Source organism: Rothia sp. L_38 (assembly GCF_050689125.1).
Taxonomy (GTDB): domain Bacteria; phylum Actinomycetota; class Actinomycetes; order Actinomycetales; family Micrococcaceae; genus Rothia.
Window position 1 is genome coordinate 15,349 of the sequence record NZ_JBOEQD010000015.1, and the last position, 23,150, is coordinate 38,498.

Below are 23,150 nucleotides of genomic sequence, written 5' to 3' on the forward strand. Positions count from 1 at the left end.
TCGCCCGTGAAAGAAGTGAGGAGGAAAAGCGATGCCTTCGGTGTATGAGCTTGTTGCGGCTGCGGGCAGGGTCGGCCTGGGGAGCCAGGGAGCTACGAGCGCGTCCGCGGGTGCACTGGGTTTGGCTCAGCGGGTGCGGGAGTGGTCTGCTGCGCTGGCGCAGCAGGTGCTGGGGCAGGCGGACGCCATTGGGCAGGCCTCTGGGCAGGCTTTAGCTGCGGGGCAGGTGCAGTGGGATTCTGTGGCTGGCCGTACCTTTCAGGGTGCTTTAGAGGCAGAAGGGGGTGCGGCTAGGGCTCTGCAGGGGGAGTTGGAGGCCGGTGCCCAGGAGGTGCGGTTGGCCGGTGAGGCTGTTGCTGCTGAGCTTGAATTGGTGGCTTCTGCTATCGGTGCTGCCGGGGCTGCTTTTGATGCCGCCTTAGCGGGTATGGCGGTGCTGGACGATATCGACTTCGATGACTTTATTGTGCACGCCGAGCGGGCTAATCTACCTGCCCTGCAGGGGGCTCTTACTTCGGCTATGGGCAACCCTCTGCTTGCCCGTGTGAGCGCTACTTTGGCAGGAGAGGGGTGGTAGGCGTGGTCGCAGCATATGTTTCTGGTGCCCCGGGGGCAGGGTCTTCGGCTGGCCGTATCTCGGTGGAGTTCTCTGAGCTAGAGCCCCTAGCCCACCAGCTTGCTGCCGTGGCTGGGCGGTACGAAGAAGCGAGCCGGGAACTGGGCGGTCTCACTGCGCGTGTGGCTCTTCTGGCCTCCCTTGACCTGACGGGGGCAGGCAGCCGCGCCCTGGCGTCCTTGGGCACCAGCGCCCTGACGCTCACCACCCTGGTGACGGGTATGCGGGGCCTAGCCCGAGGCGTGCAGAGCGCCGCCGAGAACTACCGGCAGGCGGAGGACTTTGCCAACCAGGTTATTGACCAGACGAGTCAGGCTCAGACCCTGGGCATGGCGGTGCTGCGTGGCACCCAGTCGGCCTTCGGGTACCGGGTTGACCTGTTTAAGCTGGTTGTTAAGCGGGGAGCAGCGCAGGCGGTGACCTACGCTAAGGACGCCTTCTTGCTGGCTCGCACTACTCCCGATGGACGTAAGATCATGCAGGATACAACTAAGGGACTTAATAAGCTGGTGCAGGTAACGGGTGCGAACGGGCGCCTACGGGCTACCCGCGACATGACGGACGTCATCAGCCCCAGCCTGCGCGTCGATAATCTAGACCCCGGTAAGAGCATCCCTCGCTCATACCCCACGCACTATGGGCAGGAACTACCTCTGAGCGCCCGCAGAATTGCTGAGCACTTCCAGCGTATGGAAGGCATAGAGAGCCGGGGCGATGAGCTCTTTGAAGCCGCCCACTACCAGGGCGCCTGGGACCATGTAATGGTTCAAACCCTCTACAACCCAGAAACCGGTGAAACCCAGTACCTGGTCACTATTCCCGGTACGGACGGCGACGGCGAGCACGAGGATTTCTTGCAACCCTGGCGCGGGGGCACAAACACCTGGGCTGGCACCGCCGGGAGTGCCGCCTCGGGGTATGGCTCCGACCTGACCCCGAACCAGTACACGGCCCTGATGACCCAGGTAGAGCGAGCACTGGAACAGGCAGGGGCGGCTGAGGGCAGTGGCGTGATTCTGGCCGGGTTTAGCCAGGGCGGGCTGACTGCCGGTGCACTCGCTGCCAATACACATTTTGGGTCCCGTTACCGGGTGAAGGGTCTGATTACCCAGGGCAGCCCGGTGGACGAGATTAAGATACCTGCCTCGGTGACCCACGTTGATACCCGGTATAAGGGCGATCCCGTCCCCTACCTTCAGGGCGACCGCCCCGACTACGCACCAGATACGTCTACCGTGATGCAGCACAGACCTGCAGACGCCTCGGCTCACGGGGCTGCGGACTACGTGAAGATTGCGGGTGCTAACCCCGGTACGGAGCGGGTGATACCCGAGCTGCAGGGTTTGATGGGCGGCTACAGCGTGGTAAAAACGACGATTACCGCCGGCACGACCCAGAAGCCCGACATCACCCGCACCGAACAGGAACAGATGGCTATAGCGGGAGTCGGTAACGCTGTGCACGCGGGGGCTCAGAAAATAGGGTTGGGCAACCGCTTGATCAATAGCGCCAGTATTAACCCCTCTGACCTCTACCAGGATGCCGACTCAGCCCTGCGCACCTTAGATACCGAGGTGATACAGAAGGGGGATCGCTGGCTCGATACCCAGCTGCGCAAGGTAGAAATTGGCGGTGTGCAGCTCTATAACCCCACCATCACCCTGCCAGCGGTGGGGGAGCAACAGCCTGCGCCTATGCCCGATAGCAGTATCCGGGTGTATGAGCCCACCGCCCAGCAGCAGGTGCGCAACCTGACCAACCTAGCTGGGGCGGGTGATCTCATCAGTGACGAAGCAATCGATGAGGGGGTGAGAGTCTTTTTGCCCGCCAGCTCGACCCCGCCCGAGTGAGGTACCGGGGCGGAGCCAAGCTAGGAGGCGGACGAAGCGGCGGGTCTTTAGGCTGCCGGGTAGAGGGGGTTATGGCCGGACGCTACCCGCTCGGTCTCCCGCACCGGGGCAGGGGCGGTAGCACCGGCGTCCGTATTGAAGGGGGAGCCGCCCAGGGCCTCACGCCCGTGCGGGGTGAGCCAGCCGGCCAGGTCAGGGCCGGCGGGCACGATGCCGGTGGGGTTGATGTCTTCATGAACAATAAAATAGTGTTCTTTGATCTGCTGGAAGTCCACGGTATCGCCAAACCCGGGGGTCTGGAAGAGGTCGCGGGCGTAGCCCCAGAGATTGGGCATGGAGGCCAGGGTCTGACGGTTGCACTTGAAGTGGCTGTAGTAGACCGCGTCAAAGCGTACCAGGGTGGTAAAGAGGCGCACATCGGCTTCGGTGATGTGGTCCCCCATGAGGTAGCGGCGGGTGGCCAGGCGCTCTTCAACCCAGTCTAGGGCCGTCCAGAGGCGGTCGTAGGCTGCCTCGTAGGCCTCCTGGGAACCGGCAAAACCGCAGCGGTAGACCCCGTTGTTGATTTCGGTGTAGATACGCTTCATCACCGCCCGCATTTCCTCTTCGAGTTCAGCAGGCCAGAGGTCAGGGGCTCCCTCGCGGTGGTAGGCCTTCCACTCTTTCGAGAAGTCCTCGGTAATCTGCGGGAAGTTATTGGTGATAACGCCACCTGATTCAATATCGACGATGGCGGGCACCGTAATGCCGCGGGGGTAGTCGGGGAAGCGGGCAAAGTAGGCCTGCTGCAGGCGCTCAATGCCCAGTACCGGGTCCTTGCCGTCTTCATCGAGGTCAAAGGTCCAGGAGCGGGCGTCGTGGGTGGGGCCGGGTAGGCCAACGGAGAGAGCATCTTCGAGACCTAACAGACGGCGGACGATCAGGGTGCGGTTAGCCCAGGGGCAGGCACGGGCGGCTATCAGGCGGTAGGCGCCGGGCTTGACCGGCCAGAGCTGGTGGTCGGGGTCAACCTGGGCAGTAGCGGCGGGGTCTGCAACAATACGGTCTTCGATGTAGGTGGTGTCGCGGTTGTATTCTTCCCCGGCGTGCACGTAGGAGCCGCGGGTGGAGTGTTCTGTCTGTTCGGTGGTGCTCATGCTTCCACCCTCTCACAAAATACTTTCAAAGTAAAGTATTTTGTGAGGGCGGAGAAAGGCTTGAACCCCTCTAGTGCGAAGGCAGTGTCAGCCCGCGGTACATACGGGCTGTTCGAGCGGGATCCCAGGCGCCACCGCAGTCGATGGGGAGCCCCTCGTCCTCAAAGCCCCGGCGGCTATAAAACTCCCGAGCCCGCTCATTGCCCACGATGTACCACAGGTAGGCAGGCTCATCAGGGTAGAGAACAGCGTCAAAAAGAGCCGCCCCTAAGCCCGTGCCGTGTGTCGAGGCAAGAGTATAAAGGTGGGTGAGCTCCCGCGTCCCCTCATCAACCGGGGGTAGGCCAATCTCTAGCTCCCAGGCCAGGGGGCCGGGGCGGGACAGCGCAAAACCGACCGGGGCCTCCCAATCAATCTCGCCTCCCACCGCACAGCTCAGACCACCGGCGGGCGTCCATGCCGGATTCTCGTAGGCAAAAAAGGCGCGGGCACCGGGCGCTGCGATATTCTCAGCAAACTCTTCCAACCAGCCGTCCCGCTCAGCCGCCTGCCGGGCCCCAAAATCGGGGTCTACCAGCCCGTTATAGGTCTCCGCCAGGCACCGTAACTGCAGGTCAACATACTTCTCGGCGTCCTCAGCGCCTACCGGCGTCACCACATACCTGCCATTAGCTACAAAACCCACGCGCGTCCGTCCTTTCACATCACTGTCACTGCCCTCTCACTCTAGCAAGCCCTCCAGCACCCGCCCCACCCACTAGGCTAGAGGGGTGGCAAAACGCAGACGAACCCCCAAAAAACAGGTAGAAACCCCCGAAGCCCTCGTTGAAGGCACCTACCCCATCGACACCGGCATCGCCGAACTCATCGAAGACGACTACACCCCCGGTGGCTGGGTGCTTGAAATCAACGGCATGGAATCCTCCCACATCGTGCTGGGCCAGCCCCGCGAACTCGACTTCGAATACATGCGCTGGCTAGCGGCCGTTATCGAACCCTTCGTCGACGCCCACCTCGACCCGGCCAAGCTCCGTATCACCCACCTGGGCGGCGGGGCCTGCTCCATGGCCCGCTACCTGGCTGACGTATACCCGGCCTCCCACAACACCGTCGTCGAACTCGACGGCAAACTCGCTGCCTACGTACGCGAATGGTTCGACCTGCCCAAATCCCCCACCATCAAAATCAGGGTGGGTGAAGCCCGCGCTGTCACCGAAGGGTTCGCCCCGGCCTCACGCGACGTCATCATCCGCGACGTCTTCGCCGGCTACATCACCCCGGAGCCGCTCACCACCCTCGAATTCACCCAGCTGGCCGAGCGCTCGCTAGCCCCAAATGGGCTCTACATCATCAACTGCGGCGACGACCGCTCCCTGGCCGGTGCCCGGGCCGAGGCAGCCGCTATCGCCCAGGTCTTTGAACACACCTGCATTGTGGCCGACCCGGCCATGCTCAAGGGGCGGCGTAAGGGCAACGTCATTATCGCCGGCTCCCACGCGCCCCTGCCGGTAGCCGGTGACCTGGCTACCGCCGCCATCACCAAGCGCCTGCTGGGCGGCGGGGTACCTGCCCAGTACAAGGACGACGCCTGGGTGCGCGACTTCGCCCGTTCGACTACCCCGCGCCGCGACGCCCAGCCCGAAGCTGACCTGGCTCAGCTGGACGCCCAGCTTCGTGCTGGCCAATAAAATATCGCCCTATCCCTTCTCTCTTCACCCCGAGATAATCTCTAGGGTCGTGAGAAAAGGAATAGGGCGAAAATGTCTGCCGGGGTTAGCTGACCTCACCGTCAACGTAAAACCACACCCCGCCGTCCTTGGTGAAGCGGGAGACTTCGGTCTGTACCCCTCGCACCCGCTCGTCCTCGGGCGTCCCCGGCACTGACCGGTAGTAGGCGGCGAACTCTACGCCGCCGGTGCTGTCAAAGGGGCCGCCTGCTGTGCTGAGAATGTCGAGTCGGTACCAGCGCAGGCTGTCGTCGAGGTGCAAGGACGCCGGCCGCGTGCTCGGGTGCCAGGTAGCCAGTAGGTAGTCGGGCAGGCCCACCGCAAAGGCGGTGAAGCGGGAGCGCATCAGCGCTTCGGGGGTCGGTGCAGTTAGTTCGCCGGCCTGGGCAAACCGGGAGTGGTAGCGGCCGCAACAGGCGCCGTACACATCGCCGGTGCCGCAGGGGCAGCGGGTATCGGGTTCAAGCATGCCTCTATTAAAACAGGTAGGCAGGTGGCCAACCCGTCCTCTTTAAAAGCAAATACCCCAGTTTTTGTGCAGGCACCTCGGGTAAAAACCGGGGTAACTGCACCAAAACTGGGGTACTGAGGAAAGGGGAGGGTTAGGCGTGCATCCAGCCCTCAATCACGCCCATGCCGAAGAAGACCAGGAAGGCGGCTGAGACGATGTACATAATCGGGTGTACTTCCTTGCCGCGGCCCTGTACCAGGCGGATGAAGGTGAAGGCGACGAAGCCGGCACCGATGCCGTCCGCGATGGAGTAGGTGAAGGGCATCATGATGATGGTGAGGAAGGCGGGAATGCCTAGGCCCCAGTCGGTCCAGTCGATGTGAACGGCCTGGCGGACCATCAGGAAGCCCACGACGACCAGGGCGGGGGCGACAGCCTCGAAGGGCACGATGGATACCAGCGGGGAGATGAAGACAGCCAGCAGGAAGAGGGCGCCGGTGACGATGTTGGCGAAGCCGGTGCGGGCACCTTCACCGATGCCGGTGGCGGATTCCACGAAGATCTGGTGGGCTGAGGATGATGAGCCACCACCGAGCACGGAACCGGCGGCGTCAATCAGCAGAACGCGGTCGATGTTCTCGATCTTGCCGTCCTCGTCGATGGTGCCAGCTTCAGAAGCCAGGCCCACGGAAGTTCCCATGACGTCGAAGAAGACTGCCAGCAGGATAGCGAACATGAGCATGGTTGCGCCCAGGGTGCCCAGGGAGGAGCCGGAGAAGGCACCGACCATATCAACGGAGCCCAGCAGGGAGAGGTCGGGGTGGCCGATCCACTGGGTGGGGATGCCGGGGATCATGAGGGACCAGCCGGTGGCTGAGTCCATGGAGGAGCCGGAGGGCCAGACCTTTTCCAGCACGATTGCCAAGATGGTTGAGGCAACTACACCGATCAGAATCGCACCGCGCACGTTGCGGATGAAGAGGGCGATGGTGAGGAAGAGGCCGAAGAGGAAGACGAAGATGGGCCAGCCCTGCAGGTGGCCGCCGGCGCCGAAGGAGACGGGCACGGTGGTGCCTGCGGCATCGGGCATACGGCGGACGATACCCGCGTTGACCAGGCCAATCAGGGAGATGAAGAGGCCGATACCCACGACGATGGCGGTCTTGAGCGATTCGGGGACGGCGTCGAAGACGGCGCGGCGGAAGCCGGTGAGCACCAGAATAGCCATGACGATACCGGCCCAGACGACCAGGCCCATAATCTGGGGCCATGTCAGGTTGGGGGTGGTTGCGATGGTGGAGGCCAGCAGGGCGTTGACGCCCAGACCCGCCGCCATGGCGAAGGGCTGCTTGGCCCAGAGACCCATAATGATGGTCAGGACGCCCGCCACGAGCGCGGTTGCTGCAGCGACGCGCTCGACGCCGAGGGTGTTGCCTGCGCCGTCGGGGCCGAGGCCCAGGATGAGGGGGTTGAGCACCACGATGTAGGCCATGGCGAAGAAGGTTGCTAGACCGCCGCGGACTTCGGTGGAGAGGGTGGAGCCGCGTTCGGTGATTTTGAAGTAGCGGTCGAGGGCGCTGGTGGGCGCTGAGGGTGCGGGTTTGTGAGCCGCGGTGTTCTCAGAAGACATTCGTGAAAATCCGTAGATACTCGTGTGGGTTTGTGTGGCCCAGAAATGAAAGTGCGCCGTCTTTGGTGCGGACGGCGCTGATGTACCTGTCCAGTGTACGCCTGCGGAGGCGTACCAGCGGGTAAAGAATGATGTGAGTCAGCGCAAAAGCAATGATGGTTGCAGTGTTTTTCCAGAGCTTCAGTTGAGAAGAGGGAAGCCTAGTGTTTAGCTGCCCATTCGGTAGAGGAAGGCTGCAATGGCGTCACGGGTAACTGCTTCTTGAGGGCGATAGGTTCCGTCTGACCAGCCACGGGCGTAGTTCATAGATCGCATCCAGCTAATAGCTTTGTAGTGTTCATTGGCTGGGGAGACGTCGATGAAAGGGCTAACTCTTGGTGGGGTAAATGCGGGGGATCCTGCTCGTCTGTAAAGAAAGCTGGCTAAAGCTTCACGCGTTACTGGGGTGAGGGGACGGTAGGTGCCGTCTGTCCAGCCTGTGGTTATTCCGGTGGTGCGGAGCCACGTAATTTCCTTATAGAAATTGGAATAAGGGGTGATATCTCTGAAAGGGCTAACGGTTGGTGGAATGAAGTGTGGAGAGCCAGCGAGTCGGTAGAAGAACGCTGCCATGGCGTCACGATTCATGGTTGCCCAGGGTCGGTAGGTTCCGTCCTCCCAGCCGGTTGATATACCACTTGTTCTCATCCAATTTATTTCTTGGTAAAAACCGGTGTTGGGAAACACGTCTGTGAAGCCTTTGCCGGTAGCCCAGCGAATCCAGGCGGCTAGGTGGGGCGCCAGAGCGTTATGGCCTGCTGGTGAGAGGTGAACGGAGTCTTGTAGTAGGTGGGCAACACCTTTATCTGTAATCCAGAAACGGTTGGGGACTACATGGATTCCTTCTTGTTTGCCTACGGCTGCTAGGTGGTCTGAAAGTTGGTGACGGTTGGTTTGCTCAGGTATACGTCGACTGACAACTTCAGAAAGCATGATGAGGCTGTGGGGGTAGAGCTCTCGGAGGAGTCTGATTATAGTACGTAGACCTTCGGCAGTATCTTGGTAGCTACGTCCAGTCCAGAGGTCGTTGCCGGACCCTTGGATGTAGACGATACCTGGGGAGCCTAAGGGGAGAGCGCGGGCATTGTTGATGACGCTATCAAAGTAGGAGGGGTGGTATTGGTTTACGGCATGGACGCCGATTCCACCCCAGCTGTAGAAATGAGGGCGGTAGCCAGCTTGGGCGAACCCCTGCCCGACCCAGAATCTGGGGCTAAGGCTAGGGTCACCTATTTGTGAGTCTCCGATGAGAAGGGCGTCTTGGCTTCCTAGATGTTTATTCGCGTCACGTAGGAGATTGCGAGGTCCGGTGCGAATGAAGCGGTGGGGATTTCCAGGGTAGAAATGGCTTCCGGAGTGGAGGTTCCAAATAATAATGCCGTTGCTGAAGGGCTGGTATGAGGTAACTGGGCTGAGGGCTTGCTCGGGGCTGAGGGGCGAGCCAAAACGGGCTGGATTGGTAGCCCAAAGAGACCGGATTCCTCCAACGACGGGGATAGCGGCGTGTGCTTCTGTTGAGTTAAGGGCGGCTCCAGCTAGCCCTGATGCTGCAAGCGTAAGTGCCTGTGCGCGGGTTACCTTAAGTTTCGGGGGGGGGTGTGTGCATGATTGAAGCCTCTACAGTATTTTGCGAGTGGGCAAGATTTTTGCGAGTGGGCAAGGTGTTCTTGTCACATGTAAGTATAGGTTGCGAGATGAAAGATGTAGGGGCGGGTGGCGTAATTTTATGTGGGGGTAGGGGGCAAAGCGACCCTCGGATAGAATGTTAGGCAACCCTAACTTTCAAGAAAGGTTTGCCCATGCAGAACCCTGTCTACCCTGATATTTCGACGATGTCTGCCCGCTCGCGTGCCGTCGTCCTGACTGACCGCCCTGCCCGCTATGCCAAGCAGCTGGCTAGCCACTTCGGGCATAAGATCCTGGCTGAGGAGATGGAGGGCGGCCACCGGCTCACCTTTAACCGGGACGGCAACTTTGGCGGCTACGGCGATGTGCTGGTGCAGGAGGTGGACGGCGCTGAGCGTCTTGTCCTGCTGACCTACGCTGAGAGCCCCGAGGGGCGAGAGCGCCTTGAGGGCGTGCTGGGCCGCCACCTGGAGCGATTTGGTGAGAAGGACGGCCTCACCGTCACTTTCGTAGTCCTCTAGGCTCTTGGCGCAGGCGGGTGTATGTTTGAAACTGAAATTTTTTCCCCGCTGCACCGTTGGAGCGTTATGAGTCAGAGAGACCCCCGCGACCTTGAGATTGCCCGCGATTTCCTTGCCGAGCTTTCTTCCCGTCTGAACCTTGACCCTGCCCTGATGGAAAATGCTATGCCCCATCTTCTGGGTATGACCAAGCATGTGGCGCACGGGGTGGTGCGCCCTGCGGCCCCCTTGGCTGCTTTCCTGGTGGGGTATGCCGCCGGTCAGGCTCCGGGGCAGGACGCTGATGAGCAGGTGGAGAGCGTCCGCGCAGCTTTGGAGCAGGTGGAGATCCTCATTGATGAGTATAAAGAGCGGGCCGATGGGTAGGCTGAATCGCACCGCCCCGGCCACCCGCTATGTGCTCAAAGACGACGGCACTTTTTCGGTAGACCGTCGTGCTGACGCCCTGACCGCCGAGGAGCCCCTCGAAATCAGGCTGGACGGGCAGACCGTCACCACCACCATGCGCACCCCGGGGCACGACATTGAGCTGGCCCACGGCTTCCTACACGCCGAAGGGCTGATTAAGAGCGCGGCAGAAATCAGTACCGCCCGCTACTGCGCCGGGGCCACCGGGCCCGATGGCGCTAACACCTACAATGTGCTTGACCTGAGCCGCACAGCCCCCGAAAATCCCCAGGCCAGTTCGCCGGGCAGCGTCCTACCCCTCTTTGAGAAGGCCGCACCCCTGCGCCTGACGGTGACCAACTCGGCCTGCGGGGTCTGCGGGTCGGCCTCAATTGACTCGATTATGGGCAAGGCTACCCGCCCTATTCCGCCTACCGCCCTCACCCCCGCCCAGGTGCTGGAACTGCCTGCACGCCTGCGCGACCACCAGGTGATTTTCAAAAAAACCGGCGGTATTCACGCCGCCGCCGTCTTTGACCCGAGCGGCGAACTGCTGGTTGCCCGCGAAGACATCGGCCGCCACAACGCCGTAGACAAGGTCGTCGGCCACCTGCTCATGAACGGTGGGCTAGAATCCCCAGCCCCCGGTCTACCGGGGCGGACGCTGGTGGTCAGCTCCCGGGCGTCCTTTGAGCTGGTACAGAAGGCAGTACTTGCCGGTTTCTCGGCGCTCGTGGCGGTTTCTGCCCCGTCCTCGCTGGCTGTGGATCTTGCCAAGGAGTCAGGCCTCACCCTGGTCGCTTTTGCCCGCGAACGACGTTTTAACCTGTACTCGGGTCAGCTAGCTCAGTAATCTGGCACACATCACGCTAAACTGGGGTGTATGAGCACGGTAAGCAAGCACGAAGACGTCCCTGTTGTCAGCCGCGTGAGCGAAGAAGCCACGGCCTTTGATAACCCCAAGATTGGCCACCGCACCAAGGTCGCAGCGGGCCCCGGTGGTGTACTGCACGCCATGGCACACGCTATCCCCGCCCGCGGCCTGCTCCCCCTGATTAATATGAACCAGCACGGCGGCGTTGACTGCCCCGGCTGCGCCTGGCCCGAACCCCACCAGAAAGATATGAACGTGGTGGAGTTCTGCGAAAACGGCGCCAAGGCGATTGCCGAGGAGACCACCCCCGAACGCGCGGGCGTCGATTTCTGGGCGCAGTACTCAGTGACCGAGCTGCGCGACAAGACCGATTTCTGGCTGGGCAAGCAGGGCCGCATCACCCAGCCCCTGCTCTACGACCGCTCTAGCGGGGACGACCACTACCGCCCCGTCACCTGGGAGCATGCCTTTGAACTGATTGCCGAGCAGCTCAAGAAAACCGACCCCACAAAGGCCGTTTTCTACACCTCGGGCCGCGCCTCCAACGAGGCAGCCTACGCTTTCCAGCTGCTGGCCCGCCGCCTGGGCTCTAACAACCTGCCCGACTGCGGTAACCTCTGCCACGAGTCCACCGGCGTCGCCCTCAAAGAGGTCGCCGGCCTGGGCAAGGGCTCAATCACCATGAGCGACCTCGAAACTACCGACCTGCTCATCTCTGTAGGCCAGAACCCCGGCACCAACCACCCGCGCTCGCTGACCAGCTTCAAGAAGATGAAGGAAAACGGCGGCAAGATGGTGGTGCTCAACCCCATGCCCGAAACCGGCCTGATGGCCTTCCGCGAACCCCAGTCGCCGGTGGGCATGATTGTGCCCGAGAAGCTGGCGGACGAGTACCTGCAGGTGCGGCTGGACGGCGACCGCGCCTTCTTCCAGCAGCTCAACAAAGAGCTGATTCGGCGCGACGCCATTGACCACGTTTTCATTGAGAAATTTACGGACGGCTTCGAGCAGCTACGCGAGCACCTTTTGGGTCTGGACGACGCTGAGCTGGAACGCGGCTCTGGCATTTCAGCTGCCCAGGTGGCGCGGGTGGCCGACCTGGTTGAGGACTCTGAAAACGCTATTGTCTCCTGGACCCTGGGCGTCACCCAGCACCGCGAGTCTGTGGCTACCCTGCGAGAGATGATGAACTTCCTCTTCCTCACCGGCAATATGGGTAAACCCGGGGCTGGTTCTGCGCCTTTCCGCGGCCACTCCAACGTGCAGGGCAACCGCACCGTGGGTATCTGGGAAAAGATGCCCGAGCCCTTCCTTGCGGCTCTTGAAGACTACTTTGGCTTCCCCGTCCCCCGGGAGCACGGCCTTGATACCGTGGACGCCCTGCGCCAGATGCGCGATGGGAAGAACCAGTTCTTCATGTCCCTGGGCGGTAACCTGGTGCGCGTTGCCTCAGATACCACCGCCTGCGAGAAGGCCATGAGCAGCCAGGAAATGACCGTCCACCTTTCGACCAAGCCCAACGGTTCGCACGCCTTCCCCGGCGAGAAGGCCCTGATTCTGCCCGTCCTGGCCCGTACCGACCGCGATGTGCAGGCGTCCGGCCCGCAGAAGATTACCGTGGAGAACTCTTTCGGTATCGTCTCTGCTTCTATCGGCAAGCGCACCGCTAACGATGACCTCGACCTCAAGTCAGAGGTAGAGATTATCTGCTCGGTGGGTCGTGAAACCTTTGGTGATGACTTCTGGCAGCCCATGATCGACGACTACGGCGTGATTCGTGAGGCTATTGAGGGCACTATCCCCGGGTTTGAGCGCTACAACGAGCGGATTGAGAAGCCCGGTGGTTTCTACCTGCCGAACGGCCCGCGTGAGCGCGTCTTCAACACCGAAACCGGCAAGGCCCGGCTGACGGTCAATGAGACCAATGTGCTGGAGGTCCCCGAGGGTCACCTGCTGCTGTCGACGGTGCGTTCGCATGACCAGTTCAATTCCACGATTTACGGGCTGGACGACCGCTACCGCGGCGTGCGCGGTGGCCGCCGCGTGGTCTTTATGCACCGGGACGACATCGCCGCCCTGGGCCTTGAGGACGGATCCCTGGTGGATATTGTGTCGGTCTGGGAGGACGGCGAGCGTCGGGCTCCTAACTTCCGCGTGGTGGAGTACGATCACGCCCGCGGCTGCTGCACCGTCTACCTGCCCGAGGGGAACGTGCTGGTTCCGCTGGATTCGGCGGCTAAGCGCTCGAACACTCCGGTGTATAAGTCGGTGCTGGTGCGCCTGGAATCGCTGGGGCGTAAGGCTTAACCGGCGGTAGCGGGCGGACGGCCGGGCCCCGGCCCGCCCAAGGTAATCGAAAGCTTCATCAGCGCGTTCTAAGAACATGCTGATGAAGCTTTTGATTACATCAGAGGTTTAGTCCAGCACCGGGAAGTTGTGGTGCCCAGCGTGTACCAGGAGCTGGGTGCGGGTGGTGACGCCCATCTTTTTGTAGACCTGTGAGAGCGTGTTTTTGACGTTTGAGAGTGAGTAGTTCAGTTCCTGTGCGATTTCCTGATTAGTGTGCCCCAGGCAGACGAGTTTGGTGATGGCCTGCTCTGTCGCGTTGAGTTCGCTCCAGGGGTCGCCCTGGGGTGGTTGGGTGAGGTTCATGGAGATGACCAGGCTGGCGAGGGCCCGCCGGTCGATGATGGCCCGCCCCTCAACTGCGGCTGTGACTGCCTGTTTGATTTCCTTGGCGCGGGAGTTTTTGAGTAGATAGCCGTGGACGCCTGCGGTGAGGGCTTGGCTGACGTAGCTGTAGCTATCGAAGGTGGTGACGGCGATGATTTTGGTGTCTGGGTGGGTTGCCAGGATGTGCCGGGTGGCTTCTATGCCGTCCATGACGGGCATGTTGAGGTCCATGAGGAAGACCTCGGGGCGTAGGGTGTTGGCAATAGTGATGGCCTCTTGCCCGTTGCGTCCTGTGGCGATGAGGTTGAGGTCGGGGTCGTTTTTGATGTAGAGGCCCAGGAGTTCGTTGAAGTCGGGGTTGTCTTCGATGAGGGCTACAGTGGGTTGCTGCATGGTGGGTGCTTTCTAGGCGGTGGCGAGGGGCAGGTGGATGGTGAGGTTCCAGGTCGTGTCTGTTACTCCGTAGTGCATGGTTCCGCCGAGGGCGCGGATGCGCTCACCTATGCCGACGAGTCCGTAGCCGGTGCCCCGGGTGCGTTTTTTGGGGTTGCTGGGGGCGGCGGGGTTGGAGGTGATGACGGTTACGCCGGTGAGGTTGGGTTTGGCGGTGACGGTGATGGTGCACCCTGGTTGGGCGTATTTTTTGGCGTTGTGGCAGATTTCTTGGATGAGTTTGTGGAAGGTGGGGCGTACTCCGTCGGGTAGGTCGGCTTCGGTGATGGTGATGTTTTCGTGCAGGGTGAAGCCGTGGTCGGTGAGATCTTTGCGGGCTTGGGCTAGGGTTTGGCTGAGGTCGATGGTGGGGGCGGACGTCTGGGGTAGGGCTGTGGGGTCGGTGTCGCCTCGGGTGGTGCGGATGAGCAGGCGCATGTCTGTGAGGGCTTTGTGGGTGTGTTCTTCGATGGTGTGCAGAGCGGCATCTTTGCCGCTGGGGTCGGTTGCATCGAGTCCTTGGCCGGTGGTGAGGCCGATGACGCTGATGTGCCGGGCTACGGTGTCGTGGAGTTCGCGGGCTAGGGCGCGGTTGGATTCAGCTACCTGTTCTTTGTAGTCGGCATATTCCTGGGCCAGGGTCTTTTTCTGCTCCCAGGAGATTCGTAGTGCTAGGGGGGTGCCTATGAAGAGGAAAAGGCTGATGCTGAGTGTTAACAGGTTAAAGGGCCGCAGCAGGGTGTAAGCTGTGATGATTTCTCCAGCTATGTGTGAGATGGCGAGGAGAAAAATACCTGGTAGGGGGCCGGTAAGAACGAACAAAAAGGTGCAGGCAAGAATGAAGAAGGCCAGCAGAGCGGACTCCTGGTCGTAGTAGGCCGAGCTGAGAAGCATGAGCGCGCACAGGGCATATACAGAGTACCGGTAGGCGGTGTAGTAGAGCGCCGCCCAGAGGGTGATGAGCGCGAAGAAGACGATATGCAGGGATAGGTAGCTGTCGGGATGGCTGACGGCTTGGAAGAAGCCTGTAGCGCCGATTGCTAGAGAAAGGATGAGTGTGGTGAGCCGGACTGCGCGGGAAGGACGTGCGGTCGGCAGGGACCGTAGGGTGTGTAGTAGCTGGGTCACTGGTGTGCTTGCTTGCAGAAGGGTGGTATGTGCTGGAGGATTTTGCAGAACCGCATAGGAGTAGGGGTTGCCTCCTGAGCATATATTTCTGTTTGGGCGTAGCTTGGTGCTACTGATGCGAAGAGAAGGTTGGTTGCGATGAGGACTGTGACAAGGGATTTCAAGGGTCTTCACTTTCTCAGATGGGTACAAATCTTCATCTTTGATAACCCATATATGTGAGCTATGTCAAGGGTCTGGGTGAAAGTCAGTACTAAGGTGCTGACCTTGCCTCCAGAGGCTGTTTTTCCTTGCCGGGGCGCCCTTCGCCCCCTACCATCAAAATGTGACATGAAACCTGTGGATAAACGCCGATGGGTTTCGGTTATTCGTTATATATTAATTTCCTTCAAAGGAGAATGAAATGTCCCTTCCTGCTCTCAATCGTCGTATATTCTTCAAATCATCGCTAGCAGCTGGTGCTGCAGCAGTGGTTTGCAACTTCTCAAGTCCTGCTCATGCTTCGAAGGGACAGGTTTCTGTACCTGTAAAATCATCAAAAAATTTTGATGAATGGTATTCTTTACTTGATTTTGTTCCAGAAAATGCATCAATAGAAGAGATTGAGAAGATTTTTCCAGAAACGCCGGGAAGCGGAGCGCATCGGGCTTATCGAAATTTCGTTACAAGACATGGGGCAGGCTATAACAGCCGTGGCCAAGTTGCCCTCTATCTTACACGCATGACAGATATAGAGCCAGGGCATTCAGCACAGGCCCTTCCTCTAATCGTGGTGCATGTGGCTCGAATTTTACTCCAGGCTGCAATTCGAACTGGGGGAGCGCTCTACTCTACGCTGAGACTAATTATTAAGGGTGGCGTGTATTATGGAAAGAGAGGTTATGCTGCGTTTAACTTATTTCTACAACATAATCCTTTCCTTGGTGGGATTATTGTTGGGGTATCGTCAAATCATGTATACGCCTGGCTAGTGCAGAATATGCCTTAAATATGGATAAAAAATCAGTCTGGGCTCTTTGTCTGTCTGCATTTTTCACCTCTATCAGTTTAAAAGCATTAGAATCGTGGTATTCAGGTGTGGCTTGGGCTATCTATGTTGCGATACCGGCACTCTTATTGCTTGTAGCCACAGGAATATGGTGGAAGATCAATAAGCCGTCAGGATATTAACCCAAATATTTTAAATAGGAGCGAAACATGACTTCAGAAACTCTCAGCTCGCTTCTGAGCTACATCACCTACGGTGGTGCAATTGCTACCTTGTGTGTTGCTACGGTAACTCTGTATCGGCACCAAAAAGCTAAGCGCGAGAATCAGTAAACAGACACCGCTAGGCCTGCATCTCCAGCTGTGAGATGCAGGCCTAGCGGTTGTCTAGAAACACTTCAGTTAAAGTATGCACCTAACTGTTTACTTCTATGTCTGCCTAGTTTGGGACTGCTGGCGTGAAGAGGAAAATACCCTTAAGGAGTGTTGAGCCAAGTTTCTAAGCACAACTCAGTACTTAAGTACTGAAGGTGCTTTTATCTCTTGAAAACTTCAGGTGTGTCTGCTGGAATAATTACCATTCTTGGCATTCAAAGGAGATTGCACCATGCCACGTCGAGCCCTTCCCCTTGCCCTACTCATTCCGCTACTGGCTGCCTGCTCCAGCGGCGCGTCCACTACAGCTGAGGCACCAAGCTCCACCCCGAGCGTCCGCACCACCACTGTGCCGCCACCTGCTACCACAGCAACCGCCAGCCCCGAAGAGCTGGCAACCCAGGGGCCCACTATTTCTAACGAAGATATTCAGCGGGGCATCGACACCGGCAATATCTATGTGCTCTACTCCGGCGTCATGTGCTTCGGTGGCACACTAGCTGACCCCACCGAGTTTGCTGAGCAAGAACTAGCCAGTGACTACATGAGCGAGGAAGAATACCAGCAGCACTACAGCCAGATCCCGGCAGAAGTCCTTGCTCAGAGCGAGAACAACAAAACCGGTATCTTCACCGCTCCCCAAGAATGCCTAGACGCTGGCTGGTCCCAGGCCGGAGCCATCTAAAGCACCCTGCACCCCGCCTGCATCTGTTACATCTGTTACGACCGGCCCCTACCCGCGGTAACCCCAGGACTTACTCTGTAACCGGGGCGACGGCGTCCGCCCCAAACTCGGTAGACTAGAGCAGAACCAAAGTCCCAACCCGCCGTGCCCACCTACGCCCGGCGCCGAAAGGAAAACCCGTGTCAACCGAAGCCCCCCGCGCCCTGCGCGTCGCCGTCATCGGTGCAGGCCCCGCAGGTATCTACGCCGCAGACATCCTCACCAAAAGCGAAGAAGTCCGCACCGGAGTCGTGCCCGTAGCCATCGACATCTTCGACCGCTACCCCGCCCCCTTCGGCCTGATCCGCTACGGCGTAGCCCCCGACCACCCCCGCATCAAGGGCATCGTCAACGCCCTGCACAAGGTGCTCGACCGCGGCGACATCCGCTTCTTCGGCAACGTCAACTACGGCACCGACGTCACCCTGGCCGACCTGCGCAAGCACTACGACGCCATTATCTTCGCAACCGGTGCCATCAAGGACGCCGACCTCGACATCCCCGGCGTTGAGCTCACCGGCTCCTACGGCGCGTCCGACTTTGTCTCCTGGTACGACGGCCACCCCGACGTGCCCCGCACCTGGCCACTGGAAGCTAAAGAAATCGCAGTGCTCGGCAACGGCAACGTAGCCCTCGACGTCGCCCGTGTGCTCTCCAAGCACGCCGACGACCTGCTCGTCACCGAAATCCCCGACAACGTCTACGAAGGTCTCAAGGCCTCACCCGTCACCGATGTGCACGTCTTCGGTCGCCGTGGCCCCGCCCAGATCAAGTTCACCCCCCTCGAACTGCGCGAACTGGCCCACTCCCGCGACGTTGACATCGTGCTCTACGAAGAAGACTTCCAGTTCGACGAGGCCTCCCGCGAAGCCATGGAAACCAACGCCCAGACCAAGGTCATGATGAAGACCCTCAACGGCTGGCTCGAAGAGCAGAAGGAAAACCCCGGCACCGCCTCCCGCCGCCTGCACCTGCACTTCCTCCAGTCACCCGCCGAAATTCTCGGTGAACACGGCAAGGTCACCGGCATCAAGATGGAATGCACCGAGCTCAACGGCAACGGCGGCGTCACCGGCACCGGCGAGTTCATCGACTACCCCGTGCAGGCCGTCTACCGCGCCATCGGCTACTTCGGCTCCGAACTGCCTGAGGTCGGCTACGACAGCGAACGCGGCGTCATCACCAACGTCGAGGGCCGCGTCATCGACGACAGCGACGTACCTATCCCCGGCCTCTACGCCACCGGCTGGATCAAGCGCGGCCCCGTCGGCCTAATTGGTTCCACCAAGTCAGACGCCCTCGAAACCGTCACCCACCTGCTGGAAGACCGCGAGAACCTCTACACCGCCGAGGCCGCCGACCCCGCAGCCATTGAGGCCTTCCTCGACGAGGCGGGCGTCCGCTACACCACCTGGGAAGGCTGGCACCGCCTGGACGACCACGAAAAGGCCCTGGGCGCAGAGTCCAAGGACGCTGCCGGCGAGCCCCGCGCCCGCATCAAGGTGGTTGACCGTGACGAGATGACGGCGATTTCACGCGGCGAGTAGCGTCAGGTTCTTTCAGAAAAGACCATCTAAATCAGAAAAACCCACCAACTAGGTGGGTTTTTCTGATTTAGGTGGTACCTACGGGGGCTACCGCATGAGCACCCAGTCCAGGTAGGGGTTGAGGAAGAGGCCCGACGGGTCTAGCTCTTCGCGCAGCTCCACGAAGTCGTTGAAATGGGGGTAGAGCTGGGCGAGGGCGTCCGCGTCCTGGGTGTGGTACTGGCCCCAGTGGGGGCGTCCGCCGTGCTCCTTGAAAACCCCCTCAAGCACACCGAACAGTTCGGCGTGGGGCTGGCGCCAGTAGGCGCGCGCCGAGACGTAGAAGGTCTCCCGCCCGTAGGCCTGGGAAAGCCAGATGTCGTCGGCGGCAGCGGTGCGCACGACCAGGGGGTAGGCCATCTGGCTGCGGTAGGACGACAGGTGGGCGCGCACATCGCGCATGACGTCGGCAAACTGCGGCATATCGAATGCGTATTCCATATTGTTTTGCCGCACGGTGCGGTGAATAGTGAAAACGCGGGCCGAGTAGTCGGCGTAGCGGCGGTTGCCCTTAGCCCAGTTGGCTACCCTATTCAGCGCCGGCTGCGCCGCAGGCACCTTAGCTCCGGCGTAGCTGAGCGCCGAGAATACCCCGTTGTTGAGCAGATGGTCGCCGCCGTAGCGCCGGGCCTGGCTCAGGGCAGCGCTGGCGGGCATGTAGCCGTCGGTGAGCAGGGCCAGGCGGGTGAGTCTGCGGGTGCGCACCTCGCCGGAGCCCGGGAACCAGCTAAATTCGTAGTGGTCCGCCCCGCGGGAGCGGTCTTCAAAAGAGTGCACGATGCTCTGGTAGGTGTGGCCGCGCTCAGCCGCGTGCAGGCGGAACTGGGGCACCACCTTAAAGGTCAGTTCCACGATGATGCCCAGGGCACCCAGGCCGCAGAGGGCCGCTGAGAAAATTTCCGGGTTCTGCTGGGGTGAGCAGGTAAGCAGGGTACCGGTGGCGTCCACCAGCTTGAGCTCGGCGACCTGGGTGGCAAAGATACCGTAGCTTAGGCCGGTGCCGTGAAAGCCGGTAGAAATTGCCCCGGCCAGGGTCTGCTCGTCGAGTCGTCCCAGGTTGGTGAAGGCCAGGTTGTAGTGGCCCAGCAGGCGGTTGGCCTCGCGCACGGTGGTGCCCGCCAGGAAGGTGGCGGTGAGATTATCGGGGTCCACCCGCACCAGGCCGGTGAGGTGCTCTAGGGTCAGCATGGTGCCGACCGGCTGCCCAATGGCGGACGCGCTGCGCCCCCGCCCCACTACCTTGACCCGGGTATCTGCCGCGGCGGCGTCCTGAATCTGCCGTTGCAGCTCGGGCACTGACCGGGGCGCTAGGACGCCGGTGGGCTGCACGGTGTGTTGGCGCGCCCAGGTGCTCCATGAGGGGCTTGTCTGCGGGGTGTCGGCCATAATCTACCTCGATTCTTGCTCGTTCATGCATATTTTCGCACGAAGAGGTGGGTGCTGGCTGTGAGTCTGGGCGGCCGGTCACAGCTTGGTAACAGTTGGCTCACAATTCGATCAACCTGCCTGTTTTTGCTTGCCCGGGCCAGGGTGGCTGTGATGGGGTGGAAGTACTGGAGAAAGGAAGGTATAACCACCATGAACAACTCTTCACTCCGTACTTTTGCCCGTTACGGCTCTGCCGCTGTAGCTCTGGGGGCGCTCGCGCTCACCGGACTGGCTCCCGCCTCGGCCAGCCCAACGGCGGCCACCGGCTCTTCTATCGCGGCCAGTTCAAGCAGCGACACCCTGCCCTGGGTACCTGAGGACTACGCCTGGCTGGGCGCTCCCACCGATGACGGCTTTATTGCCCCCGGTACTCCTACATCGCCCGGTTTTATGGGCCAGAATTTTACCCACGGGGCTGTTTTCTATAACGAGGTCACCGGCACCCACACCGTACACGGCGCTATCTATGACCTGTGGCGTTTTGGCGCGGTGACGGCGGGTGACGGCTCTGCCCTGTACAACCTGATTCCTGTGACCGACGAGCAGCCGGTGGGCAGCGGCGTGCGCCAGAGCTTCGCCCAGCCGGGTCTGGCTAGTGGTAACGTCTTCTGGTCTGAGGCTACTGGCGCCCATTTTGTTGAGTCCGGAACCCCTGCAGGGGACTACTTCAATGCCCACGGCGCTGTAGATGCCTTTGGCTTCCCGGTGTCTGAGGTGCAGCAGGTAGGGGATGCCTCGGTGCTGTACACCGAACAGGGCGTGCTGACGGTGACTGCCTCCGGCGCTGTGTTTAGCCCCCTAGGTTAGGTGTTTCTCAGCGAGCGTGCGCCGTATCGCTGAGCGTGCGCATGGCTACTGCATGCTCGGCGATATAACGCACGCTCGTTGGTGCAAGGACGCCGCCACCCACCTCCCTGCCCAGCGCCAGGGGAGTGGGGTGCGGCGTCCTTACCTTATCTAGTTCAAAAATGAATAAGTGCGGTAATGAGGCGAAATAAGTCACGCCGCTCACGAGGGGAGGACTAAACTAGAAGTAGGCCCCGGCAGCAGCGCCGGCAACCCGGCTGGCAGAGCGGGGTCATCATGAATCTAAGGAGATGACCATGACCGAACACGCTCTCACCTTCGGTGAAAAAGCAGTAGCTGCCCGCAACGATATCGCAGAAGTAGCCAACGCATCCGGTGAAATCATCGTCGGTATTGACGGCTCCGAGCAGAGCTACGGTGCCCTGCGCTGGGCCGTGCACGAGGCTGAAATCCGCAAGGTGCCCGTCCGTATGGTCACCGCCTACTCCCTGCCCGTCTTCACAGGCACCGGTTTCGATGCCGGCTACTCCATGGTCGATGAACAGGCCCTCACCGATGGCGTAGCCCAGATCCTTGACGAGGCCCACTCCCGCGTTGGCGAAACCAGCGTTGAACTTCGCGCAACCGTCGAAACCGGCGATGCCACCGCTGTGCTCCTAGAACTCTCCAAGAAGGCTGAGCTGATGGTGGTTGGTTCCCGCTCCCACGGCGGCTTCCTGGGTCGTCTGCTGGGCACCGTTTCCACCTCCCTGCCCGCCCACTCACATTGCCCCACCGTTGCAGTACCCCACTCCTACGCTGAGAAGATTGAAGCTGACCCCGGTATCTTGGGCGGCGGCCAGTCGGTGGTTGTTGGTTCGGACGGCTCCGATGAAGCCCGCCTTGCCATGATGCAAGCAGCGGACGAGGCAAGCCGCCGCGGCGTCAAACTCACCCTGGTCAACGCGCTCGCCCCCTACACCGGTGCCCTGAACTGGGTGCCCGCCGCTGTTGACTTCGAGGCCCTCTACCGCGAAATCGCCGACCTGCAGCGTAAGGCTGCCGAATGGATTCGCGGCTACTTCCCCCAGCTGGAAATCGAGTTCAAGCTTATCGACGGCTCCCCCGTGCAGGTTCTGCTAGAAGCGGGTAAGGCTGCTGACATGATTGTGGTTGGTACTCGCGGCCGCGGTGGTATTGCCGGCATGATTCTGGGCTCCACCTCGCAGGGCATCCTGCACAATACCCAGGTGCCGGTCATGATTGTTCCCCAGCTCGATGACCCCCGTATTGAGCAGGCACCCGATGTCGGTGTTACCTGGGGCTAGTCACAGCATGAACATGCTCTAGTCAGCTCCCCGGCAGGGGAGTAGGCTGGAGACAAAAGAAAGGCAGGACAGCTCCCGCCGAAGCACCTTTTCAGAGGGAAAAGGGCTCCGACGGCGCTGTTCTGCCGTCTTTTTTAAAAAAGTTCAAAAAATTTTTTGCGCGGACGCCCGTGGCAGCAATATGTGCTTTGACTAGGCTGTTTGTGTGTAGCTCCGGTTACTTTTGGGTGAATATTGTGGTGCAGGGCACCCAATTTTTAGCTCTAAAGAGCCTCTTTGGATGGTTTTCGATTTGCGCGCCTGTTTGAACTCGCGTAATGTATTACTTGTTCGAGCGACGGGCTGGGGAAACAAAGCCGGTCACGATACAGCGAACTAGCCCCTATCGTCTAGCGGCCTAGGACGCCGCCCTTTCACGGCGGTAACACGGGTTCAAATCCCGTTGGGGGTACTGTGAAACCTTTGGTTTCACGGCCATGTAAGAACTTCGGTTTTTACGTATGGCCCCGTAGCGCAGTTGGTTAGCGCGCCGGCCTGTCACGCCGGAGGTCGCGGGTTCAAGTCCCGTCGGGGTCGCTCCGACCGCGTAAGTTCTCACTTGTGAGAAGACGCGGTTGTGGCATATCTAAGGGTATGCCTGGCTCTGTAGCTCAGTTGGTAGAGCGTGCGACTGAAAATCGTAAGGTCACCGGATCGACGCCGGTCGGAGCCACGAAATCCACTCTCTAGGCTTCTACATGAGAGTGGGTTTTTTGTTTTAAAACAAAAACAGCCCCAGCCTGTGGGTTCACAGGCCGGGGCTGCTTTTAGTTAATCTCAACAATCACCGGTGCGTGGTCTGAAGCG

21 protein-coding genes and 3 tRNA genes are annotated in these 23,150 nt (G+C 60.4%); 16 read left to right on the plus strand and 8 right to left on the minus strand.

The genetic code is table 11. The annotated features are described in order from the left end of the window. Nucleotides 1-31 precede the first annotated feature (31 nt). Nucleotides 32-577 (plus strand): hypothetical protein, encoded by a 546-nt coding sequence (locus tag ACRCJM_RS10690; protein ID WP_431464891.1) that lies wholly within the window; start codon nucleotides 32-34, stop codon nucleotides 575-577. Nucleotides 578-579: 2 nt separating this feature from the next. Further along, nucleotides 580-2,466 carry a hypothetical protein gene (locus tag ACRCJM_RS10695; RefSeq protein WP_431464892.1) on the plus strand — a complete coding sequence of 629 codons (1,887 nt, stop codon included), beginning with the start codon at nucleotides 580-582 and terminating at the stop codon, nucleotides 2,464-2,466. A 47-nt stretch (nucleotides 2,467-2,513) separates the two neighbouring features. Here ACRCJM_RS10695 and ACRCJM_RS10700 read toward each other — a convergent pair whose 3' ends face one another. Beyond that, entirely contained in the window at nucleotides 2,514-3,602 is a 1,089-nt protein-coding gene (locus tag ACRCJM_RS10700) for a glutathione S-transferase family protein (RefSeq protein WP_431464893.1), read from the minus strand. Nucleotides 3,603-3,672: 70 nt separating this feature from the next. Continuing rightward, a complete protein-coding gene (locus ACRCJM_RS10705; protein WP_431464894.1) occupies nucleotides 3,673-4,287 on the minus strand; it encodes a GNAT family N-acetyltransferase in 615 nt (204 codons plus the stop codon). An 85-nt stretch (nucleotides 4,288-4,372) separates the two neighbouring features. Between ACRCJM_RS10705 and ACRCJM_RS10710 the strand changes: the two genes are divergently transcribed. After that, nucleotides 4,373-5,290 (plus strand): spermidine synthase, encoded by a 918-nt coding sequence (locus ACRCJM_RS10710; protein ID WP_431464895.1) that lies wholly within the window; start codon nucleotides 4,373-4,375, stop codon nucleotides 5,288-5,290. Between the two features lie 85 nt (nucleotides 5,291-5,375). Here the strand turns inward: ACRCJM_RS10710 and ACRCJM_RS10715 are convergent, their stop codons facing one another. The 3 genes from ACRCJM_RS10715 to ACRCJM_RS10725 all read right to left on the minus strand — a co-directional run bounded on the left by ACRCJM_RS10715 (nucleotide 5,376) and on the right by ACRCJM_RS10725 (nucleotide 8,946). Continuing rightward, nucleotides 5,376-5,798 (minus strand): YchJ family protein, encoded by a 423-nt coding sequence (locus tag ACRCJM_RS10715; protein WP_431464896.1) that lies wholly within the window; start codon nucleotides 5,796-5,798, stop codon nucleotides 5,376-5,378. Between the two features lie 133 nt (nucleotides 5,799-5,931). Then, nucleotides 5,932-7,410 carry an NCS2 family permease gene (locus tag ACRCJM_RS10720; RefSeq protein WP_431464897.1) on the minus strand — a complete coding sequence of 493 codons (1,479 nt, stop codon included), beginning with the start codon at nucleotides 7,408-7,410 and terminating at the stop codon, nucleotides 5,932-5,934. 207 nt (nucleotides 7,411-7,617) lie between these two features. Continuing rightward, nucleotides 7,618-8,946 (minus strand): S-layer homology domain-containing protein, encoded by a 1,329-nt coding sequence (locus ACRCJM_RS10725; protein WP_431464907.1) that lies wholly within the window; start codon nucleotides 8,944-8,946, stop codon nucleotides 7,618-7,620. Nucleotides 8,947-9,248: 302 nt separating this feature from the next. Between ACRCJM_RS10725 and ACRCJM_RS10730 the strand changes: the two genes are divergently transcribed. From ACRCJM_RS10730 to ACRCJM_RS10745, 4 genes are all read left to right on the plus strand, one after another. Then, nucleotides 9,249-9,596 carry a DUF2218 domain-containing protein gene (locus ACRCJM_RS10730; RefSeq protein WP_431464898.1) on the plus strand — a complete coding sequence of 116 codons (348 nt, stop codon included), beginning with the start codon at nucleotides 9,249-9,251 and terminating at the stop codon, nucleotides 9,594-9,596. 66 nt (nucleotides 9,597-9,662) lie between these two features. Further along, nucleotides 9,663-9,962, plus strand: coding sequence for a DUF6457 domain-containing protein (locus ACRCJM_RS10735; protein WP_237209019.1), 300 nt, complete (start codon nucleotides 9,663-9,665; stop codon nucleotides 9,960-9,962). Then, entirely contained in the window at nucleotides 9,955-10,836 is an 882-nt protein-coding gene (fdhD, locus tag ACRCJM_RS10740) for a formate dehydrogenase accessory sulfurtransferase FdhD (RefSeq protein ID WP_431464899.1), read from the plus strand. Before ACRCJM_RS10735 ends, fdhD begins: the two co-directional genes overlap by 8 nt. 30 nt (nucleotides 10,837-10,866) lie before the next feature. Beyond that, nucleotides 10,867-13,164 (plus strand): FdhF/YdeP family oxidoreductase, encoded by a 2,298-nt coding sequence (locus ACRCJM_RS10745; protein WP_431464900.1) that lies wholly within the window; start codon nucleotides 10,867-10,869, stop codon nucleotides 13,162-13,164. A 108-nt stretch (nucleotides 13,165-13,272) separates the two neighbouring features. Here ACRCJM_RS10745 and ACRCJM_RS10750 read toward each other — a convergent pair whose 3' ends face one another. Further along, nucleotides 13,273-13,923, minus strand: a complete 651-nt coding sequence (locus ACRCJM_RS10750) for a response regulator transcription factor (protein WP_431464901.1) — start codon at nucleotides 13,921-13,923, stop codon at nucleotides 13,273-13,275. A gap of 12 nt (nucleotides 13,924-13,935) precedes the next feature. Next, nucleotides 13,936-15,090: a sensor histidine kinase gene (locus ACRCJM_RS10755; protein ID WP_431464902.1), complete on the minus strand. Its 1,155-nt coding sequence runs from the start codon at nucleotides 15,088-15,090 to the stop codon at nucleotides 13,936-13,938. 403 nt (nucleotides 15,091-15,493) lie between these two features. On the opposite strand from ACRCJM_RS10755, the gene ACRCJM_RS10760 reads away from it, so the two are divergent. The 4 genes from ACRCJM_RS10760 to ACRCJM_RS10775 all read left to right on the plus strand — a co-directional run bounded on the left by ACRCJM_RS10760 (nucleotide 15,494) and on the right by ACRCJM_RS10775 (nucleotide 18,723). Beyond that, nucleotides 15,494-16,078, plus strand: coding sequence for a hypothetical protein (locus ACRCJM_RS10760; RefSeq protein ID WP_237186782.1), 585 nt, complete (start codon nucleotides 15,494-15,496; stop codon nucleotides 16,076-16,078). 209 nt (nucleotides 16,079-16,287) lie between these two features. Beyond that, nucleotides 16,288-16,410: a hypothetical protein gene (locus tag ACRCJM_RS10765; protein WP_257617982.1), complete on the plus strand. Its 123-nt coding sequence runs from the start codon at nucleotides 16,288-16,290 to the stop codon at nucleotides 16,408-16,410. A gap of 274 nt (nucleotides 16,411-16,684) precedes the next feature. Next, complete coding sequence (locus ACRCJM_RS10770; RefSeq protein ID WP_237199142.1) at nucleotides 16,685-17,137, plus strand: hypothetical protein; 453 nt, start codon at nucleotides 16,685-16,687, stop codon at nucleotides 17,135-17,137. 179 nt (nucleotides 17,138-17,316) lie between these two features. Next, complete coding sequence (locus tag ACRCJM_RS10775) at nucleotides 17,317-18,723, plus strand: FAD-dependent oxidoreductase (RefSeq protein ID WP_431464903.1); 1,407 nt, start codon at nucleotides 17,317-17,319, stop codon at nucleotides 18,721-18,723. A gap of 87 nt (nucleotides 18,724-18,810) precedes the next feature. On the opposite strand, the gene ACRCJM_RS10780 is transcribed toward ACRCJM_RS10775, so the two are convergent. Continuing rightward, nucleotides 18,811-20,148, minus strand: a complete 1,338-nt coding sequence (locus ACRCJM_RS10780) for a D-arabinono-1,4-lactone oxidase (protein WP_431464904.1) — start codon at nucleotides 20,146-20,148, stop codon at nucleotides 18,811-18,813. A gap of 192 nt (nucleotides 20,149-20,340) precedes the next feature. On the opposite strand from ACRCJM_RS10780, the gene ACRCJM_RS10785 reads away from it, so the two are divergent. The 5 genes from ACRCJM_RS10785 to ACRCJM_RS10805 all read left to right on the plus strand — a co-directional run bounded on the left by ACRCJM_RS10785 (nucleotide 20,341) and on the right by ACRCJM_RS10805 (nucleotide 23,016). After that, nucleotides 20,341-20,997 carry an LGFP repeat-containing protein gene (locus tag ACRCJM_RS10785; RefSeq protein WP_431464905.1) on the plus strand — a complete coding sequence of 219 codons (657 nt, stop codon included), beginning with the start codon at nucleotides 20,341-20,343 and terminating at the stop codon, nucleotides 20,995-20,997. 296 nt (nucleotides 20,998-21,293) lie between these two features. Next, nucleotides 21,294-22,304, plus strand: a complete 1,011-nt coding sequence (locus ACRCJM_RS10790) for a universal stress protein (RefSeq protein ID WP_431464906.1) — start codon at nucleotides 21,294-21,296, stop codon at nucleotides 22,302-22,304. Nucleotides 22,305-22,682: 378 nt separating this feature from the next. Next, nucleotides 22,683-22,755 (plus strand) — tRNA-Glu (locus ACRCJM_RS10795). A gap of 51 nt (nucleotides 22,756-22,806) precedes the next feature. Next, nucleotides 22,807-22,880, plus strand: a tRNA-Asp gene (locus tag ACRCJM_RS10800). Between the two features lie 63 nt (nucleotides 22,881-22,943). Then, nucleotides 22,944-23,016 (plus strand) — tRNA-Phe (locus ACRCJM_RS10805). Nucleotides 23,017-23,150: the final 134 nt, after the last annotated feature.

Bases quoted from the DNA above. Each gene is read 5' to 3' on its own strand.
- ACRCJM_RS10790 (WP_431464906.1), top strand. From the start codon at position 21,294: ATGACCGAACACGCTCTCACCTTCGGTGAAAAAGCAGTAGCTGCCCGC.
- ACRCJM_RS10745 (WP_431464900.1), top strand. From the start codon at position 10,867: ATGAGCACGGTAAGCAAGCACGAAGACGTCCCTGTTGTCAGCCGCGTG.
- ACRCJM_RS10750 (WP_431464901.1), bottom strand. From the start codon at position 13,923: ATGCAGCAACCCACTGTAGCCCTCATCGAAGACAACCCCGACTTCAAC.
- ACRCJM_RS10765 (WP_257617982.1), top strand. From the start codon at position 16,288: ATGACTTCAGAAACTCTCAGCTCGCTTCTGAGCTACATCACCTACGGT.
- ACRCJM_RS10690 (WP_431464891.1), top strand. From the start codon at position 32: ATGCCTTCGGTGTATGAGCTTGTTGCGGCTGCGGGCAGGGTCGGCCTG.
- ACRCJM_RS10760 (WP_237186782.1), top strand. From the start codon at position 15,494: ATGTCCCTTCCTGCTCTCAATCGTCGTATATTCTTCAAATCATCGCTA.
- ACRCJM_RS10700 (WP_431464893.1), bottom strand. From the start codon at position 3,602: ATGAGCACCACCGAACAGACAGAACACTCCACCCGCGGCTCCTACGTG.
- ACRCJM_RS10780 (WP_431464904.1), bottom strand. From the start codon at position 20,148: ATGGCCGACACCCCGCAGACAAGCCCCTCATGGAGCACCTGGGCGCGC.
- ACRCJM_RS10770 (WP_237199142.1), top strand. From the start codon at position 16,685: ATGCCACGTCGAGCCCTTCCCCTTGCCCTACTCATTCCGCTACTGGCT.
- ACRCJM_RS10715 (WP_431464896.1), bottom strand. From the start codon at position 5,798: ATGCTTGAACCCGATACCCGCTGCCCCTGCGGCACCGGCGATGTGTAC.
- ACRCJM_RS10785 (WP_431464905.1), top strand. From the start codon at position 20,341: ATGAACAACTCTTCACTCCGTACTTTTGCCCGTTACGGCTCTGCCGCT.
- ACRCJM_RS10730 (WP_431464898.1), top strand. From the start codon at position 9,249: ATGCAGAACCCTGTCTACCCTGATATTTCGACGATGTCTGCCCGCTCG.
- fdhD (WP_431464899.1), top strand. From the start codon at position 9,955: ATGGGTAGGCTGAATCGCACCGCCCCGGCCACCCGCTATGTGCTCAAA.
- ACRCJM_RS10720 (WP_431464897.1), bottom strand. From the start codon at position 7,410: ATGTCTTCTGAGAACACCGCGGCTCACAAACCCGCACCCTCAGCGCCC.
- ACRCJM_RS10735 (WP_237209019.1), top strand. From the start codon at position 9,663: ATGAGTCAGAGAGACCCCCGCGACCTTGAGATTGCCCGCGATTTCCTT.